The organism is Streptomyces sp. NPDC101194 (assembly GCF_044767885.1).
Taxonomy (GTDB): Bacteria; Actinomycetota; Actinomycetes; order Streptomycetales; family Streptomycetaceae; genus Streptomyces.
Genome location: NZ_JBIWOS010000010.1, coordinates 93,216 through 111,119, shown reverse-complemented (window position 1 = coordinate 111,119; position 17,904 = coordinate 93,216). Strand labels below are relative to the sequence as shown.

Below are 17,904 nucleotides of genomic sequence, written 5' to 3'. Positions count from 1 at the left end.
CCGAAGAGGGAAACAGCAGGTCAGCCGCTGCGCGAGAGCTCGTCCCCATGCACGGGGCGAGCGAAGGGCGGCCCCGGGACGGGCCGTTCCACTTCGTCCACCGCCGCGCCCCGGATCCGTTCCAGCTCATTGCCCCACGAGCCCGCCGGAGGCGGTGCCGGGAAGGCGCCCGGCAGGTCGAGAGGCCGACTGTCCGACCGGTTCGCCTTCCGCAGCGTGCGGTTCGGCGCGGGGATCTCCCGGCTGACGGCCCGTCTCGCAGCGGCCGGGCACGGCCGCACCGGGGTGCTCCGGGTGCGCCTGGACGGCCCGAACCGTCCCCTCGCCCGGCCGTGTCAGGGAGCGGAGACGGCGCGCGCGTCGCCGGACGGTGCCCACGACGGCGTCACGCCGGTCACCTGGCACACCATCAGGAAGAGCGGGATGGGCGGGGTGTACGGCGTGCGGCTGTCGGGCTGGTGGATGAGCCGGGGCCGTACGGCAGGAACGAAGGCCCCCTTCGCGTAGGCGGCCTGCGCGGGCCAGTCCAGGTCGAGATCGGAACCCGCCGGCACGATCCACCACCAGCGGTCGGCGTCCGCGAAGACACAACCGGTACGCGGCAGATGAGACATCAGCCGGAAGCCGTACCGGGCGGGCACGCCCACCGCGTCGCAGCCCAGGCTCGCCGACAGGGTGGGCGGCAGCGGCAGTCGCACTGTGCCCGCGCCGGTGGCGCCCAGGGACTGCCGGGAGCGTCGCGCTCCGAGCAGATGGGACATCGCGTTCTTCAGCATGACCGCTCCGAGCCGTGCGGCAGTTCCGCCCAGACGATGCGGCCCGAGCCGTTGCCCGTGTCGCGGGAACCCCAGGAACTGCTCATCGCGTCGACGAGCAGCAGGCCGCGTCCGTGCTCGTCGTCCGAGGTGCGGCAGAGCCGCGGTCCGCCGGGCTGGTGCCCCTGGTCCTGCACCGCTATGCGCAGCCGTCTGTCAAGGCAGTGCAGTTCGCACACGACGCGAGCGCTCATGGTGTGCACCACCGCGTTGGTGACCAGTTCCGAGACGATCAGGACGGCCGCCTCGTGCGTGTCCTCGTCCAGCCGCCACTCGCCGAGCCGGGCCCGTGTCAGCCGCCGTGCACCGGCCACCGATTCGGGGTGCGCCGGCAGCGCGAAGCAGTACCGGAGCGCTTCCGTCCCAGGGCTGAGATCCATGACCCGGGGGATAAGCGCACTGCCAGGTGCCACAACCGATTCCTCACAGTGGGGGCTGCGTCACACTCCGCGATCCAAGGTGAATGAGCACGGTCGTGACTAAGTGAACTGGTTCACTCGCCAACTCTCCCCCTGTCGAGAACACTTGGCAAGGGGCACTCTGAAAATTCCAGAGTGGCTGTGTCTTGGGAGCCCCGCGCATGGCACACTGCTGGCAAACAGCGCATCGGGAGGTCTGAAGTGAGCGAACCGCGGTCCGCCCCGACCGTGGGTCAGGTCGTTCTCGGCAAGCGCCTGCAGGATCTGCGGGAGCGGGTCGGCCTGAGCCGTGACCAGGCTGCGAAGGTGCTGCGGGTCGCGCCTGCGACGATACGCAGGATGGAGACCGCCGAGGTCGCTCTCAAGATCCCCTATGTCCAGATGCTGTTGAAGGCGTACGGGATCGCCGACGACGAGGCCGACGCGTTCGTGGAACTCGCCGAGGAGGCGAACAAGCCGGGTTGGTGGCAGCGCTACCACGATGTGCTGCCCGACTGGTTCAGCATGTACGTCAGCCTGGAAGGCGCCGCCAGCCTGCTGCGCATGTACGAGCCGCACTTCGTCCCCGGCCTGCTGCAGACCGAGGACTACGCGCGTTCGGTGATGCGCACCGGAGCCGTGGGCCAGACCAGACCCGAGGACATAGAGCGTCATGTGGCGCTGCGGATGCAGCGCCAGTCCCTGCTCTCCCGGCCGGACGCCCCGAAGCTCTGGGTGGTGATGGACGAGACGGTGCTGCGCCGCCCGGTCGGCAGCGTCGACGCCATGCGGGGGCAGATCGACTGGCTGCTGGAAGCGACCGAGATGCCGCATGTGACGCTGCAGATCGCGGAATTCTCGACCGGACACCACCCGGGAACCTACGGCCCGTTCGTCCTCTTCCGTTTCGGCGTCCCCGAACTGCCCGACATGGTTTACAGCGAGTACCTGACCGGTGCCGTCTACTTCGACGCGCGCCCCGAGGTGGCCTCCTACCTCGAAGTCATGGACCGCATGGCGGCTCAGGCCGCAACTGCACAACGCACGAAGGAAATCCTCCGGGACTTCCGCAAGGAGCTGTGATGGATCCCATATACAACGGCATGCCGGCCGCCGAACTCGGCTCCGAGGGCTGGTACAAGCCGTGGAGCGGCGGGAACGGGGGCAATTGCGTCGAAGCCATGAAGCTGTCCGACGGGAGAGTCGCCGTACGCCAGTCCGCGGATCCCGACGGCCCCGCCCTGATCTATTCCCACGGTGAGATCGCCGCCTTCATCCAGGGTGCCAAGTCCGGCCAGGCGGATTTCCTCCTCACCTGATTCCACGGCCTTCTCACCGGATCCGCCCTTCCCGGGCCCGTCCCCGTCCCACACTGTTGTTGTCCGCCGACCTATGGACCCATGGAGCGTGCTATGACCGGGCAGGATCCCCGAGCCGTCGAGATCGACACCAGCAAGCCGCATCCCGCCCGGATGTACGACTGGTTCCTCGGCGGCAAGGACAACTACCCGGTCGACGAACAGATGGCCCGACAGCTGCTGGCTGTCGACGCCAGGGGGCGCGACATGGCCCGGGTCAACCGCGCCTTCATGCAGCGGGCCACCCGGTGGCTGGCCGAGAACGGGGTCCGTCAGTTCCTCGACATCGGGACCGGCATACCCACCGAGCCGAACCTCCATCAGATCGCCCAGCGGACCGCCTCCGAATCCCGCGTCGTCTACTGCGACAACGACCCGATCGTTCTCGCGCACGCGGCGGCCCTGTTGCGCTCCACCCCCCAGGGCGCCACGGAGTACATCCAGGCCGACGCCCGCAAGCCCGAGGTCATCCTGGAAGAGGCCGGCACGGTCCTCGACTTCGACAAGCCGATCGCGCTGTCGCTGCTGGCCCTGCTGCACTTCCTGGGCGACGAGGACGGCGCCGCCGAACTCGTCGACCGGCTGGTCGAACGGCTCCCCTCCGGCAGCTATCTGGTGCTCTCGCACACCACCGGGGACTTCGATCCCGAGGGCGCGGCGCAGGCATCGGCCATGTACAAGGCGCGCGGGATGACGCTGCGCCTGCGTTCCCACGCCGAAGTCACCGCATTCTTCGACGGACTCGAACTCGTCGAGCCGGGCGTCGCGCTCTCCGCGGACTGGCACCCGGAGCTCGGCGAGTCCATCGAGGTGTCGGGCGACGAGCCGATCCCGGGCTACGCGGGCGTCGCCCGCAAGCCCTGACCGGCCGCCCGTCCGTCGTCCTCGACGGTCGTGCGGTCGAGCCGGAGGACCGTCCCGTCTCGTCGTGGTGAGCCGTCGGTGTCCCGCCGATCGGGGTGCGGTCGAGGAACGGCGTTCCCGTGACCTTCGGTCCGCCGAGCCGGACGGGGCAGGAGATCCCGCAGGACCTCCCCGCGTACGGTGCGCTCCGGCGCCCGGCCCGGTCGCCGGGTCGTCCTCGGTCTCCACGCCCGTTCGGAAATCGAAGGGAACGCCGCTCGGGAGGGCATCGTGTACGCGGCGTTCGGCAGGGGTCGGTTCGGTGAACTCCATCGCCGGGACTCCGACCCGCGGCCCGTCGTGGTGTCGACCCCGTCGATCCAGCGGCGCTTTCAGCTTCCGAGCGCGTGTCCGGTCGTCGCGTCCACGTGATCGGGGACCTCGTCGTGCCGGTCGCCCACCGACGGCGTACCGGAAGGCTCGAAGAACAGCACCGAGGCGTTGCCGGAGGCGGACGGCTTGTGCCACGTCCCGCGCGGCACGACGAACACGGCGCCGGGGTCGAGGGTGACCGAACGTTCCCCGCCCGACTCGCGCAGCCGGATCTCCAGCGCGCCGTCGAGCACCAGGAAGAACTCGTCGGTGTCCTCGTGGACGTGCCACACGTGCTCTCCGCGGACCTTCGAGATCCGCACGTCGTAGTCGTTGACGCGGGTCACGATCCGGGGGCTCCACAGCGCCTCGAACGTCTTGAGCGCGTCGCTCAGCAGTATCGGGTCGGCCGCGGTCTTCGTCGTCTGATCGCTCATGATCCCCATCCTCGGCCTTGGCTCCCGTCCCGGCGAGTGCTAGGAATCGCACATGGCGAAAGAATCCTCGCACCGGGTCGCAATGATCGTCTCCGCCGGCTCCAACCCCTTCGAGATGGGCGTGGCCACCGAACTCTTCGGGCTGCGCCGCCCCGAACTGCCGGTGCCCTGGTACGAGTTCGAGCTCTGCGCCGAGACCCCGACCGTGCGTGTGCACCACGGTTTCTTCCAGCTCTCCGGTGTCGCCGGGCTCGATGCCGTCGACCGGGCCGACACCGTCGTCGTGCCCAACCGCCCCGACCCGGAGGCCGAACCCGATCCGGCCGTCCTCGACGCGATCAGGCGCGCACACGCCCGAGGAGCCAGACTGGTCAGCTTCTGCACGGGGACGTTCACACTGGCCGCGGCGGGGGTGCTGGACGGCCGGCGGGCCACCACCCACTGGCGCTGGGCCGACGCCTTCACCGCCCGCCACCCGCAGGTCCGCCTTGACCCCGATGTGCTGTTCGTCGACGACGGCCGGGTGATCACCGCGGCCGGCAGCGCCGCCGCCCTCGACACCGGCCTCCACATCATCCGTTCCGACCACGGAGCCGAGATCGCGGCCGCCGTGAGCCGTCGTCTGGTCTTCGCCGCCCACCGCGACGGCGGCCAGCGCCAGTTCGTCGAGCACCCCCTGCCCGACGTCCCCGACACCTCGCTCGGCCCGCTTCTGGCCTGGGCCGAGGAGCACCTCGGCACCGGACTCACCGTGACCGGCCTCGCCGCCCGCGCCGCCGTCAGCCCGGCCACCCTGCACCGCCGCTTCCGCGCCCAGCTCGGCACGACCCCGCACGGCTGGCTGACCGAACGCCGGATCACCCTCGCCTGCCGACTGATGGAGCGCGGCGAGGAGCGCCTCGACGTGGTCGCCCGTGCCAGCGGGCTGGGTACGGCGACGAACCTGCGGACCCAGCTCCGCCGCCGTACCGGACTGACCCCCGGCGAGTACCGTCGCCGCTTCACCCCGACCCGCTGAGTCTTTGGTCCCCGGGTGACAATGGAGTCATGTCACGACGCACCGGACGACCGGGACGGCCCGCACCCACCACCGCCGGCGCGCGGAAGTCCGCGTATCCCGCGGACTCGCCGTGCCCCTGCGGCCTGCCCGCCGTGTACGGGGAATGCTGCGGACGCCTGCACGCCGGGACCGCCGCCGCACCGACCTGCGAGGCGCTCATGCGCTCCCGGTACGCCGCGTTCGTCGTCCGGGACGAGGCGTACCTGCTGCGCACCTGGCACCCGGACACCCGGCCGCCGGCCGTCGACTTCGACCCCGGTATGCGATGGGTGCGCCTGGAGATCCTGGAGACGACGGACGGCAGCCCGTTCCACACGACCGGTACGGTCACCTTCCGCGCGCACTACACGGACCGCGGGCGGCCGGACTCCCTCCACGAGAAGAGCCGCTTCGTGCGTTCCGGGGGCGCCTGGGTGTACTCGGCGGCGGACTTCGTCGACTGAACCGGCGGGCCGGCGACGGGGGCCTTCAGAGAGCGGCCCCGACCCGGGCCTTCTCCGGCGAGAGCTCCTGCGTCAGATCCTCCGCCAGCAGCCGTTTGGCGATCGCGTCCACCGCGGCCCGCAGTTGCCGGTCGTCGGGGCGCGACCCGTGTTCGTCCAGGCGTTCGTTGAGCCACCGCGCCCACGCGACACCGATCGCCGCCGCCTCCCGGCGCCCCGCGGCCGTATGCGTGAACAGGTGGCCGTCGCCGGTGAGATAGCCCTCCTCGATCATCCGGTCGAAGACCGGGACCAGTACCTCCGGCGGTACCCGGTGCCGGGTCGCGATCAGGCCGAGTCCCGCGTGACCGACCATCCGGGTGAACAGCTCGACCTGCATCACCGCCCAGGCCCCCGCCATGTCCAGCCGGGTGTCCGACTCCGCGACGATCCGCCGTGCCGTGTCCGGACCCGCGCCGCGAAGGATCTTGGCCACGGAGAATTCCAGGAGCCGGGCCGAGTCGCCCGCGCTGGGCTGGGCGAAGCCCTCGCCCATGTCCGTCGACCCGACCCGCGCGGTGTCCCGCAGCTTCACCTCCTTCAGGAAGAGCGCCACGACCAACCCCAGGACCGCGACCGGCACCGTCCACAGGAACACGGTGTGGAGGGTGTCGGCATACGCCTGGGCCAGCGGCGCGGACTGCGCGGGGGGCAGGGCGTGCAGCCCCTGCGGGCTCGTCGCGGCCTTCGCCAGCACCGCGGGGTCGCCGCCCGCCCGGGCCGCCGCGGCGATGCCGTCGGTCAGATTCGGTTTCAGCGCGTTGGCGTAGATCGTGCCGAAGACCGCGGTGCCGAAGGAACTGCCGAGCGTACGGAAGAACGTCACGCCCGACGTCGCCGTACCCAGGTCCGAGTAGTCGACCGTGTTCTGCACGGCAATGGTCAGCACCTGCATGGACAGACCGATACCGACGCCGAGCACCAGCATGTAGAGCGATTCGAGCCAGACCCCGCTGTCCGGGCCCATCCGGGAGAGCAGATACAGCCCGACCGCCATGACCAGCGAGCCCACGATGGGGAAGATCCGGTACCGGCCCGTCTTGGAGACCACGTTGCCGCTGAAGATCGAGGCGACGAGCAGCCCGACGACCATCGGCAGCGTCCGTACCCCCGACAGGGTCGCCGAGTCGCCGTCGACGTACTGCAGATACGTCGGCAGGAAGGTCATCGCGCCGAGCATCGCGAATCCCACGACGAAGCTCAGGATCGAGCAGACGGTGAACACCGGATTCCGGAACAGCCGCATCGGCAGCATCGGTTCCTTCGCCCGGAACTCCACCAGGCAGAAGAGCGCCAGCGCCACGACGCCACCCACGAAGAGAGCGATGATGACGGGCGAGCCCCACGCGTACTGGTTGCCGCCCCAGCTGGTCGCCAGGATCAGCGCGCTCGCGCCGACCGTGACCATGGCGATGCCCAGATAGTCGATCACGGGCCGCCCCGCGGCCCGCACCGACGGGATCGTCCGGGCGGCTGCGACGACCACCACGATCGCGATCGGCACATTGACGTAGAACGCCCAACGCCAGCTCAGATGATCGGTGAAGAGCCCGCCGAGCAGCGGCCCGATCACCGTCGACACCCCGAAGACGGCACCCAGCGCACCCTGGTACTTGCCCCGCTCGCGCAACGGGATCACATCGGCGATCAGTGCCATCGAGGTGACCATCAGCCCGCCGGCGCCGATGCCCTGCAGCCCTCGCCAGACGATCAGCAACGTCATGTCGGTCGCGAGGCCGCAGAGGAAGGATCCGGTGATGAAGATGATCGCGGACAGCTGGAAAATGATCTTCCGGCCGAACAGGTCACCGAACTTGCCCACCAGGACCGTCGCCACCGTCTCGGCGAGCAGATAGGCCGTGACGACCCAGGACATGTGGGCGGCGCCGCCCAGATCCGAGACGATCGTCGGCAGTGCGGTGCCGACGATCGTCTGGTCCAGAGCGGCCAGGAGAAGCCCCAGCACGATCGTCGCGAAGACGATGTTCCGGCGGCGCGGATCGAGCACGGGCGGCGCGGCGGCACTCTGCGCGGCGGGGGCCGTCTCGCTGGCAGTGGTCACGCTTGCACCCTCACACCGGCCCCCGTCAGCCGCATGTGGGGGACGGCCGGACGTGTCGTCAGGCCAGCAGATCGCGCAGGGACGCCTTCAGCCGGGTCACGAAAGCCTCCCGTACCGGCTCCGTCACCCGGTCCAGCGAGAGATACGGATTGAGGTCCTCCAACTCGACGAGCAGCAGCTCACCCTGCGCGGTCCGGCAGGCGTCGACCCGCTGGATGCCATGGTCGAGACCGTTCCACTCCACGAAGGAGGCCGCGAACTCCAGATCCGCGGCACTCGGCGTGTACGGCTCCAGCACCCACCGCTGCTCCGGACGCGGCGCGTACAGCGCGTACTGGAAGTCCCGGTCGACGAAGTAGAACGACACCTCGTACCGGAAGTCGATCCGCGGCTGGACGAGCACGAGGCCGTCGTCGCCCTCCGGCAGTGCGGCCTGCGGTACGAACCGCAGACCGACCGAATCCGCTCCCAGCTTCGGCTTGACCACGTATTCCGGGGCCTCGGGCAGCAGCCTCAGATCAGCCGCGCGGTCCACCGTGGGGATCACCGGACGTCCTGCCCGGCTCAGATCGACCAGATACTGCTTGCCCGCCATGTCCCCACGACCGTGCAGCGGGTTGTAGACGGGTACGCCCAGCTCCAGCGCCCGCGCGCGGAACGCGTCGTAGGCCTCCCGGTGGTGCAGCACCGGACCGCTGTTGCGTATGACGACCATGTCGAAGCCGTCGAGCAACGCGGCGGAGTCCCGAGGATGACAGAGCGCGACATCGAAATCCTCCCGCAGCCGCGACGACAGATGGATGTCCTCGTCGCAGTAGCGGCGGCCACGGGCCTCGTAGGAGAGGTCGGTGACGAAGAGCAGGGACGGGCGCTGGCCCTCGGACATGGTGTCCCCCAGGGGGTGTGTCTGCGGACGGCGGATCAATAACCTTGATGGCGTCGCCCGTCAACGACCCTGGAGCGTCATGACGTCAGCCCCGCACGAGTCGACCGCAAAGCAAGCGGCGCCACTTCCGGACATTCTCTCCCCCGCCTTCGCGGCCGATCCCTACGGGGCCTACCGGATCATGCGCGAGAGCGCCCCGCTGATCCGGCACGAGGCCACGAACAGCTACCTCGTCTCCCGGTACGAGGACGTGGAGCGGATCTTCAAGGACAAGTCCGGCGAGTTCACCACCGAGAACTACGACTGGCAGATCGAACCGGTGCACGGCCGGACGATCCTCCAGCTCGGCGGCCGTGAGCACGCCGTGCGCCGGGCCCTGGTCGCCCCCGCCTTCCGGGGCGCGGACCTCCAGGAGAAGGTGCTGCCGATCATCGAGCGCAACGCACGCGAGTTGATCAACGCCTTCCGGCACACCGGCGAGGCCGACCTCGTCGACGCGTTCGCAACCCGCTTCCCGGTCCTCGTCATCGCCGACATGCTCGGCCTGGACAGGGCGGACCACGACCGCTTCCACGGCTGGTACTCCACCGTCATCGCCTTCCTCGGCAATCTCGCGGGCGACCCGGAGGTGGCGGCGGCCGGTCAGCGGACCCGGCGGGAATTCGCCGAGTACATGATCCCGATCATCCGGCAGCGCCGGAGCGCGCCCGGCGACGATCTGCTCTCCGCGCTCTGCGCCGCAGAGGTCGACGGGGTGCGGATGAGCGACGAGGACATCAAGGCGTTCTGCAGTCTGCTGCTCGCGGCGGGCGGCGAGACCACCGACAAAGCCATCGCCTCCCTCTTCGCCAATCTGCTCGCCCACCCCGAACAGCTCGCCGCGGTGCGGGAGGACCGTTCCCTCATCGAGAGGGCCTTCGCCGAGACGCTGCGCCACAGCCCGCCGGTCCATATGATCATGCGCCAGACGGCGACCGAGGTGGAGCTCAGCGGCGGCACGGTGCCCGCCGGAGCCACCGTCACCTGTCTGATCGGTTCGGCAAACCGTGACGAGTCCCGCTACAGGGAGCCCGACCGCTTCGACATCTTCCGCTCCGATCTGACCGGCACCACCGCGTTCTCGGCGGCGGCCGACCACCTGGCGTTCGCGCTCGGCCGGCACTTCTGCGTGGGCGCCCTGCTGGCTCGGGCGGAGGTGGTGACGGGGGTGAACCAGCTGCTCGACGCACTGGGGGAGCTGCGGCTCGCGGACGACTTCACCCCCTTCGAACAGGGCGTGTTCACTCGGGGCCCGCGATCGCTGCCGGTTCGGTTCACCCCGGTCCCCGGCTGACCGCGACGAGCGAGCGAGCGACCGGCCGGGGCCGGTTCAGCGGATGTGGCGCCCGGAGATCGCCCATGCGATCACCAGTCGCTGGATCTCGCTCGTCCCCCCGAAGGTCGTGCAGATCTCGGCGTCGCGGGACATCCGCTCCACCGGATGCTCCCGGCTGTGTCCGGCGCCCCCGAGGATCTGGACGGCCTTCTCCGTTGCCGCGACGGCCGGTTCAGCGGCCCGCAGCTCGGACATGGAGCCCCGCGCCGCGTCGTCGACCCTCCGCAAGTGGGGTGTGCGGTGGGCGGCGAGGGGGTGTCACCAGGAGCTGCCGGGGCGCACCGGCAGTCGTGGGTGGTGGGCGGCGAGGAACTTGTTCGCGCGCGCCAGCTCGGAGAGTGCCTGTTCCCGGTCGGCGTGGTCCTCGGCGCAGAGTCGTGGGCCACGGAACCTGCGCACCTCGCGTGCGGCGCATTCGGCGTCGAACTCCGCCTGCAGGATGTGCGGCGGGATGCAGGACCCGATCAGCGCGGCGACCCGGTCCGGGATCGGCACGGGGACGAGGAGGTGTGAGGCGGTCATGAGGGGTGCCCTCTCGGATGGTTGGCCAGGAGGTGGTTCTCGGTGCGGCCGCCGGGTGGGCGGCCGACTCCTCCATGTGTACGGGACGCAGTTCCGGGTTTCTTGTTGAGAACGTCTCCGTGTGGCAACCGTTTGAGTGTGATCGGGTATTTCCCCTTACCCATAAGTAAGTTGACTCATCGTGACGTACGTGCTGCGTGATCTGGACGAGAGGCCCTCACTTGATCTTTGACCTCGGCAGCCCTCAGAGGGACACGTCGGTGCCGCGCTCGCGCAGCTGGAGTGCCCGTAGTACGGCCTCGGTCGAGAACCGGCTTTCCGGATCGACCAGTTGTGCACCGAAGATGGTCTCCAGATTGCGCATCCGGTAGCGGACGGTCTGAGGATGCACATCCAGCAGCTCACCCATGTGGGCCGCGGTCCCCCTGGTTTCGAGCCAGACACGGAGCGTTTCGATCAGTCGCTCGCGCCGGTTGGTGCTGATCCCCGCGATCGGAGCCAGTTCGCGTCGGGCGAGTTGGTCGAGGAGGGCCGTGTCGGAGAGGAGCCACAGCGTGATGAGGTGGTCCTCGCACCGTAAGAGCGGTGCGTCCGCGATGATCCCGGCGTCGACGAGTTCGAGGACCCGGCGGGCCCAGCGGATCGAGTCCGAGGCGAGTGCCGTGGGGACGGTCAGGCCGATGGCAACCCGGGTGCCGAGGAGGGCGCGCTCAAGCATCTGTCTTCGCGCCTCGTCGAGCGGCCCCGGGACGAGTAAGTGGGGCTGCGGATCACTGAGGTCGACCAGGACGTCGCGGTCCAGGCCGGCCCGGTCGAGCCCGGCCGGGGCGCGGGCGGCGACCAGGGTCACCTGTTCCGGCAGCGTCCAGCCGGTCTGCTCGCAGAGTTCGGCGATGGCGGTCCGGGGCACCGGCCGCCCGGCGAGGACCAGATGCAGCAGACGGCGGCGCATGGCCTCGCTCTGCTCGCCGGACTGCGACTGCACCTCCAGGAAACCCTCGCGGGAGAGCGACTCCAGTTCGTCGATGTACGCGAACAGCGCGTCGGCGAAACTGAGCATCAGGGTGGGGGAGAAGCTGTAGCTCCGGCCGACCTTCTTGGCCCGGCGCAGCGCCACCCGGGCGCCGAGCCGATAGGCCCCCTGCAGCGTCTCCATGCTGCGTCCCTCATATGCCTCGAATCGTCCGAAACGACGGCACATGTCGTCGCGAAGCGTGGTGGGGGTGGACGGTTCGGCGACCAGGTCGACGAATGACGAGAGGCTCTGTTCCACGCCTACGCGAATGGCCTGACCGTTCGGGCCGTTGAGCAGACGCGCGTATTCCGGATAGGCCCGGGTGACCTCGACGCCGATTTCCTTGATCAGGCTCGGCAGTTCGGGCCGCATGATTGCGGCGAATTCCTGAGGGAGCGGACCCAGGGGGTCTCCGGTGTCCGACGGCTGTACTGGTTCTCGCATGACTGTCCCCTTGCTCTCCGGCGCCCGGTGGGGGTGAGGCGGTGGGGGGAAAGCGCTCCCATCAACCGGCAGGTGCGTACCAAGTTCGCGATGAAGATAGACCAAGTCAGCTACCGTGCACACCACTTGCGCAAGATCGGAGTGCAAGGGGCACGTATCTTCGCCGCGTTGTGGGGCTTCCGTGCAGGTAGAACGGCAATGCTCACTTCCGGACAACGTATTTCGGCCGTTTGTATCCCGGCGACAAGAAAACCGGTGTCGGCGAAGCGGTGCGGTGGGTGGCGGGAGCGGGGCGGTCGACGACGTCCTGCCGTGCCCGGTCCCCTCGGCGGCGGCCTTCCGGGTGAGGTCGCTCCTGTATGCAGGTCGCGGGTGGGACGGGCCGACCGGGATCTTGCCGCGCGGAGTGGCGTGTTCATCGCGTCCGGGGGACCGCCATCGGGGCAGCCCTGCTCAGGGCTGTCCCGTAATCCCTGGTGGGCGCGCGACGACGGCTACGGCACCTCGCTGCGTTGTCGGAACATCCACATACATCCAGTATGTGGACGTCCCTCCGCCTTGCGATGCACCGCATCCGACGCCGCGCGCTGATCCACCAGGGATTACGGGACAGCCCTTAGTGCGGGAGAGGTCTCGCACCCCCGAGCCCATCCGTCGCGCCTTCGAATGCGCATCCGTTGACAAGCCTTCAGGGTCCGTCTGCTCATTTCTGGATCAAAAATCGGCTGACACAAAAGATCTTAACCGGCAGGATTGTGTCGCCGTGTTTCCCGCGAGTAACATCACGGCTCGGCCAATTAAGGCATGCAATTCGCCGGTAAATGATTGCTCGGTCTCCGGGCTCCGGATCCATCCGCGACGCACCACTGAAACCGGGCCGTCGGCGTTCACCTGACGTGGCCGTGCCCCAGAAAGTCCCGCACGCAACGCATGCAGTCACTCTTGGCGCCGATGCCGCCTGCGTTGAAACCGGCCAACTCCATGTACGACGCCGTCCAGAGACGGCAGTCAAGAGGGGACGACATGAGAATCGCTTCGACCGGAGCGCGCATGGGGCTGCTGGCAGCCTGTACCGCGTTCGTCACCGCGTTGTCCACCACAACGGCCACCGCGGCCACTCAACTGAACGGGCACTGGGCGCCGTTCAACCGGTGCCCGGTGGACGCGCCTGCCATGCTGGCGGCCGACGGCGTGACGAACATCGCGACCTGCATCTCCTCGCATTCGGCCGGCGGGTCGATCAAACTCGGTAATTCGCAGGTGCCGACCGGCAACACCGACCTCCAGCTCGGAGTGATCCAGCACAGCGACGGCACCGTGTCGCTGGTCGCCCCTGCGGAGGGTGCGCTCGTGGCCGACTCCGCGGACCTCCCGGGTGGTCTGCTCGGTCTCATGTGCCCGAGCGGTATCCCGGTCGTCTCGGGAATCTGCAACCAGATCACCAACAGCACCCTCAACAAGGTGACCGCGACGATCGAACCGGCGGGTGCCCCGAGGGACTTCAACATGGCGGCGAGCTTCGGCTCCGGCCGGCCGATCCTGTCGATTCCTGTCCGCATCCATCTGCGGAACCCGTTCCTCGGCGACAAGTGCTACATCGGAACCACCTCGGACCCGATCGTGCTGAAGCCCCAGAACAACACCGCCCCCTCTCTCTCGCTGCAGCAGTTCGACGGCAACGGGACGCCCAATGACTCGGGCGAGATGGGGCGCTACACCTTCGGCGGCGCCGATCAGGGGGATTCCACCTACGCGGTCCCGGGAGCCAGCGGCTGCGGCGCCGGACTGCTGGACTGGGCCGTCAATCTGAAGACCGGTCTTCCGTCGGCCTCGGGCAAGAACAACGTGGTCCTGAACCAGGCCTCCACATACTTCGCGAGCCCCTACGACCCTGCGGGTCTGGCCCCGGACGAAGGAAAGGCCCTTTCGCAGTACTGGCACTCCGCCGTCCGGTAGGAGAAGGCGCACTGCCACAGGTTTCCCCTCGTCCTGGCGAGCCGTGCCGCGGCGGCACACCGGGGCAGGGCGACGGCCGGTCGGGACGATTGCCCTGAACGGGACGGCGGCGGATGGGCGTCGCCACGCCCACCCGTGCACCGGCCTGATACGGAATGGGTCGCCCCTGTGGCCGGAGTCCCCTTTCGCGCGCTTGAATTCATCCTTCGATTATTTCCGAGCGCCACGGAATTGAAGAAGGCAAATGAATGGAGACGCGGGCTCTTCTGGATTCCTGATCGATGGAGTAGCGTACCGTTCGGCGGCCTCCCATACGCCACAATGATCAGCACCACGCCCGGATCGCATCGCGTGAATTCCGCGCCCGAAAGATTCACGGGCCCAGTTGCAACCCGCCCCGTACGTCGGCGGGAGTACTTCCCCGAAAGAAATCCGCTGTCGGGCCGCGACGGTCGTTTCGTCCGAGTCCGACTCATTCCCCAACGGGACAGGAAAAGGGAGAAGTTCCATGCGTAAGAAGACGAGAATCCTGACCGCAGTCGGTGCCGCGGCCGCCGCGGTGGCCCTCGCCACCCCGTCGGCGTTCGCCGGTCCGACCGCCCCGTGGACCATCACGCCGGCCGGCGACTTCAACGGGACCGCCGGCGTCACGGTGCTGACGGACAACAACGGCAACAAGATCCAGTGCGCCACGTCCGCCGCGGCGGGGAACGCCCCGACCTCCCCGGTCAGCGGCAGCCCGGCGAAGCTGGCGAACATCACGTCCATCTCGTTCAACTCGCCCTGCACCGGGCCGTTCAGCTCCACCTGGACCGTCACCACCAAGGTCACGCCCCCGTGGGAGATCTGGGGCAACACCTACGCGGCGGGCGCCGGCACCAACTCCACCGGCCAGACCACCGGTCAGATCAAGGCGATCAGCGCGACGGTGAGCGGCAGCAGCGTCCTCGGACCCTGCACCTTCGACGTCACCGGCAGCGTCGCCGCGAAGTACAACAACCCCAGCGCGGGCGGCTCCAACGGCACCCTCGACACCTCGGGCGGCGGCCTCACGCTGACCATCGCCAACAAGGTCGGCGGCGGCTGCGGAATCGTCGGCACCACGGCGAGCTTCGCGGGCCTGTACACGATCAAGAGCACGGCCACCGGCACGCCCTCGCCGGTCATCGTCGGCTGACGATCTCCCGGTGGGACCGGAGGAACGTGTACGGGCAGTCACACTCCTGGTGACTGAGGGCTGTCCCGTATTCCCCGGCGGGCGCGCGGCGTCGGCTACGGCACCTCGCCGCGTTGTCGGGACGTCCGCATACATCCAGTATGCGGACGTCCCTCCTCCTTGCGGCGTACCGCATCCGACGCCGCGCGCTGATCCACCAGGGATTGCGGGACAGCCCTTGGGCACCCGTGCGACACATGATGTCCGGCCCCGGCCCCGATGTCCTTTCGCGCAGGAGGCGACAATTCCACGCCGCCGCTTTGTCATCGAATGACAAGAATCCCCTGCTGTCGCTCGAATCGAAACCCGACTCTTCCCAGCCGCGACCGGTGTGCGTAGCGTACCCATCGGTAGGGACCGATTTCGGCTGCTCGAAGGCCCGCTACCCATCAGTGGACCCACATCCGCAACCATGTGGCATTCATGTCCACCCATGCTGGAAGGACTCATGCGCATGACCGTCGACGCACGCGTCTCGGCACGGCGACCGCTCCACTTCGCCGTGGGTGGGGCACTCGTCGTCGCCACCGCATTCATTCCGGGCGCCGAATCGATGGCAGCCGACCAGAATTCCGAGGTCGCGCTCGCTTACAGATGCGAATTCCCCTCGGGTGCCGTGGGCATCGATGTCACCGTCTCCGCCTCGTTGCCCGCGTCGGTGGGAACGGGTGAGGCGGTTCGGCCGGACCATGTCTCGGTCGTGGTGAAACTGCCTCGGGCGGCCCTCGAACAGTTCACCGGCCAGGAGGCGACGAGTCTGTCGGCCGACGCGCAGCTCACGGTGCGGCACCGCAGCGGTGACCGGTCGGCCGATGCCGCCTGGGCGAATCTCGACGCGCCGTCGGTGCCGATCCCGGCCGAGGGCGGACTGGAGCTGACCGCGACCGGCGACGTGCCCACGGCGACATTCGGCTCCCCGGGGAAGGCCACCCTCTCGCCCGCCGGTCTCGGCCTGGCGCTCACTCCCCGCAAGGCCGACAACTCCCCGACGTCGCCTCCCAGTCTCCAGGTCGTGTGCGAGCCCGCACCGGACCAGGACACCACGCTCGCGACCGTGCTCGTCGAGGGCTCCCGCTCCGGTTCCACCCCCGAGCCCGAGGTGACCACCCCGAAGCCGGCCACGACGGACACCAGGCCGGGAGCCGGGTTCTCCTCGGACACCCGTAAGAAGATCAAGGCCCTCACCGACAGGACGCTGGACGGCGAGGACGACCCGGGCGGCAGCTGTCCCATCGTGATCCCGCCCGAATGGGTGATGACGACGGCGGACACCTATGTGGCGGGCTATGCCAACGCCGCCAAGATGGACGGTGCCGTGGCCCTGGGGCCCGCACACATGAAGGTGACGCTGAACAAGGTCTACATCAACGACTCGTGCGCCTCCACGGTCGATGTGACGTCCGAGGCGGAATTCGAGTACCAGGGCCGGCGACAGCTGCCACCGGCCAGATCCACCTTTCTGACGTACGGGTTCATGCCCACCACGGCCGTCGTGGAACTGGAGCAGGTGGGCCCGCCGGCCGTCGTGCAGACGCACACGGTCACCAACACGCCCGAGTATCCGGAGAGCACGACGGTCACCACCCAGCTCTCCATGCGGATACACGACGTCAAGGTGAACGGCGTTCCGCTGGACGTCGGCGACAACTGCCGGACGGCCGAGCCCTTCGAGCAGGTCCTGAAGGCATGGGGCCAGAGCTATCCGCGCGCCGGCTACCTCGTCGCGTACGGCGGAACCCTGTCCGGCTACGCGCACATACCGCCGTTCAAGGGCTGCGGGGTGGACGAGAACCTGGACGCGGTCTTCACCTCCGCGATCTCCAGCGTGGGCAAGGAGGCCGACAACTACACGAAGATGACGCAGGCCGCGCTGTGCGTGGCGACGAACCCGGACGGCCCCGACTGCCCGCCGAAGATCCCCACCCCCGAACGGTGAGGTGCACCTGAGGCGTTTCGCGTCGGCACATGGGCTCTTCCGGTCCACGGGACCGGGAGGGCCCATGTGCTTGTGGCATCCGTGACCCCGTGACCGAAGGCCGGTCCGCGGCCGGGGCGACCGGAACCCCGTCCCTGCCTCAGGGCTTTCCCGTCATCCCTGGCGGGCGCCAGGGATGACGGGACAGCCCTTCGCCGTCGGCGGAATTCCTCACTTTCCGACAGGTTTATCGCGGCCATTACTCACATGGAAACAAGGAATCGGGGTCGCGCGACCGACGTGAAGAAAGTTCAGTGTCCAGTATTGCGAAGTCAGGTTACCGAGCCGTAGCGTCCCACCTGAGCAGGTCGGAAAGACGTCCGCACCTGGTTGTTCGATGCACCTGGAGTCCTGGTCGCGCCCTTTTGCGGCCGGCAGTTCCCATCGGGCGGCCCGTCGCCCGAACCCTCGGTTCCGGGGTGGTGCGCCCCTCATCGGGATCGCGGTCCGGACCCCGGTCCGCGCACAGGAGCGCTTGCGCAGTTTTCGACAAGGTCGGGGGACGCCTTTGTCAAAGAGTGACAAGTGATCCACATCCAGCACATTGTTCGTCGGTTTCCGCTGTTCAACGGCTTGCCCTGGCGGTTTCGGCGGACATACCGTGCGCCTCCCGGTGCATGGGTGACGAGCCGTCATTGGATTTCTCAGAGCCGGAGCGCTGACAGATGACTTCGTTCACAACAAATTC

At 68.6% G+C, this 17,904-nt stretch carries 16 protein-coding genes and 1 pseudogene; 9 read left to right on the top strand and 8 right to left on the bottom strand.

All coding sequences use genetic code 11. From position 1 onward, the window contains the following. Positions 1-335: 335 nt before the first annotated feature. Together ACIRP2_RS30555 and ACIRP2_RS30550 are read right to left on the bottom strand one after the other, a co-directional pair. Positions 336-776, bottom strand: a complete 441-nt coding sequence (locus ACIRP2_RS30555; protein ID WP_404255898.1) for a hypothetical protein — start codon at positions 774-776, stop codon at positions 336-338. Next, complete coding sequence (locus ACIRP2_RS30550; protein WP_404255896.1) at positions 770-1,228, bottom strand: ATP-binding protein; 459 nt, start codon at positions 1,226-1,228, stop codon at positions 770-772. Before ACIRP2_RS30550 ends, ACIRP2_RS30555 begins: the two co-directional genes overlap by 7 nt. 207 nt (positions 1,229-1,435) lie before the next feature. Here ACIRP2_RS30550 and ACIRP2_RS30545 point away from each other — a divergent pair, with 207 nt between their 5' ends. The 3 genes from ACIRP2_RS30545 to ACIRP2_RS30535 all read left to right on the top strand — a co-directional run bounded on the left by ACIRP2_RS30545 (position 1,436) and on the right by ACIRP2_RS30535 (position 3,435). After that, positions 1,436-2,296: a helix-turn-helix domain-containing protein gene (locus tag ACIRP2_RS30545; protein WP_404255894.1), complete on the top strand. Its 861-nt coding sequence runs from the start codon at positions 1,436-1,438 to the stop codon at positions 2,294-2,296. Next, positions 2,296-2,532, top strand: coding sequence for a DUF397 domain-containing protein (locus tag ACIRP2_RS30540; protein ID WP_351072796.1), 237 nt, complete (start codon positions 2,296-2,298; stop codon positions 2,530-2,532). Before ACIRP2_RS30545 ends, ACIRP2_RS30540 begins: the two co-directional genes overlap by 1 nt. Positions 2,533-2,625: 93 nt before the next feature. Beyond that, entirely contained in the window at positions 2,626-3,435 is an 810-nt protein-coding gene (locus tag ACIRP2_RS30535) for an SAM-dependent methyltransferase (protein WP_404255892.1), read from the top strand. A 371-nt stretch (positions 3,436-3,806) separates the two neighbouring features. Here ACIRP2_RS30535 and ACIRP2_RS30530 read toward each other — a convergent pair whose 3' ends face one another. Continuing rightward, positions 3,807-4,223 carry a cupin domain-containing protein gene (locus ACIRP2_RS30530; protein ID WP_404255890.1) on the bottom strand — a complete coding sequence of 139 codons (417 nt, stop codon included), beginning with the start codon at positions 4,221-4,223 and terminating at the stop codon, positions 3,807-3,809. Positions 4,224-4,275: 52 nt separating this feature from the next. Between ACIRP2_RS30530 and ACIRP2_RS30525 the strand changes: the two genes are divergently transcribed. Then, positions 4,276-5,241, top strand: a complete 966-nt coding sequence (locus tag ACIRP2_RS30525) for a GlxA family transcriptional regulator (protein WP_404255888.1) — start codon at positions 4,276-4,278, stop codon at positions 5,239-5,241. Positions 5,242-5,270: 29 nt separating this feature from the next. Then, positions 5,271-5,726 carry a YchJ family protein gene (locus ACIRP2_RS30520; protein WP_404255886.1) on the top strand — a complete coding sequence of 152 codons (456 nt, stop codon included), beginning with the start codon at positions 5,271-5,273 and terminating at the stop codon, positions 5,724-5,726. Positions 5,727-5,751: 25 nt separating this feature from the next. Here ACIRP2_RS30520 and ACIRP2_RS30515 read toward each other — a convergent pair whose 3' ends face one another. Further along, positions 5,752-7,827: an MDR family MFS transporter gene (locus tag ACIRP2_RS30515; RefSeq protein WP_404255884.1), complete on the bottom strand. Its 2,076-nt coding sequence runs from the start codon at positions 7,825-7,827 to the stop codon at positions 5,752-5,754. 58 nt (positions 7,828-7,885) lie between these two features. Beyond that, positions 7,886-8,713, bottom strand: coding sequence for a hypothetical protein (locus ACIRP2_RS30510; RefSeq protein ID WP_404255882.1), 828 nt, complete (start codon positions 8,711-8,713; stop codon positions 7,886-7,888). 79 nt (positions 8,714-8,792) lie between these two features. Between ACIRP2_RS30510 and ACIRP2_RS30505 the strand changes: the two genes are divergently transcribed. After that, the gene (locus tag ACIRP2_RS30505; protein ID WP_404255880.1) at positions 8,793-10,046 is read left to right on the top strand and encodes a cytochrome P450; all 1,254 of its coding nucleotides are present in this window, start codon (positions 8,793-8,795) and stop codon (positions 10,044-10,046) included. Positions 10,047-10,082: 36 nt separating this feature from the next. Here ACIRP2_RS30505 and ACIRP2_RS30500 read toward each other — a convergent pair. From ACIRP2_RS30500 to ACIRP2_RS30490, 3 genes and pseudogenes are all read right to left on the bottom strand, one after another. Next, positions 10,083-10,310, bottom strand: a pseudogene (locus ACIRP2_RS30500) (acyl-CoA dehydrogenase family protein); the annotation flags it as partial. 36 nt (positions 10,311-10,346) lie between these two features. Then, positions 10,347-10,610 carry a hypothetical protein gene (locus ACIRP2_RS30495; protein ID WP_404255878.1) on the bottom strand — a complete coding sequence of 88 codons (264 nt, stop codon included), beginning with the start codon at positions 10,608-10,610 and terminating at the stop codon, positions 10,347-10,349. A gap of 244 nt (positions 10,611-10,854) precedes the next feature. Continuing rightward, positions 10,855-12,069, bottom strand: coding sequence for a helix-turn-helix domain-containing protein (locus ACIRP2_RS30490; RefSeq protein WP_404255876.1), 1,215 nt, complete (start codon positions 12,067-12,069; stop codon positions 10,855-10,857). Positions 12,070-13,092: 1,023 nt separating this feature from the next. Between ACIRP2_RS30490 and ACIRP2_RS30485 the strand changes: the two genes are divergently transcribed. The 3 genes from ACIRP2_RS30485 (at position 13,093) to ACIRP2_RS30475 (ending at position 17,177) form a co-directional block, all read left to right on the top strand. Further along, complete coding sequence (locus tag ACIRP2_RS30485; RefSeq protein ID WP_404255874.1) at positions 13,093-14,025, top strand: hypothetical protein; 933 nt, start codon at positions 13,093-13,095, stop codon at positions 14,023-14,025. 508 nt (positions 14,026-14,533) lie between these two features. Further along, positions 14,534-15,202: a hypothetical protein gene (locus ACIRP2_RS30480; protein WP_404255872.1), complete on the top strand. Its 669-nt coding sequence runs from the start codon at positions 14,534-14,536 to the stop codon at positions 15,200-15,202. Positions 15,203-15,695: 493 nt separating this feature from the next. After that, a complete protein-coding gene (locus tag ACIRP2_RS30475) occupies positions 15,696-17,177 on the top strand; it encodes a DUF6801 domain-containing protein (RefSeq protein ID WP_404255870.1) in 1,482 nt (493 codons plus the stop codon). Positions 17,178-17,904: the final 727 nt, after the last annotated feature.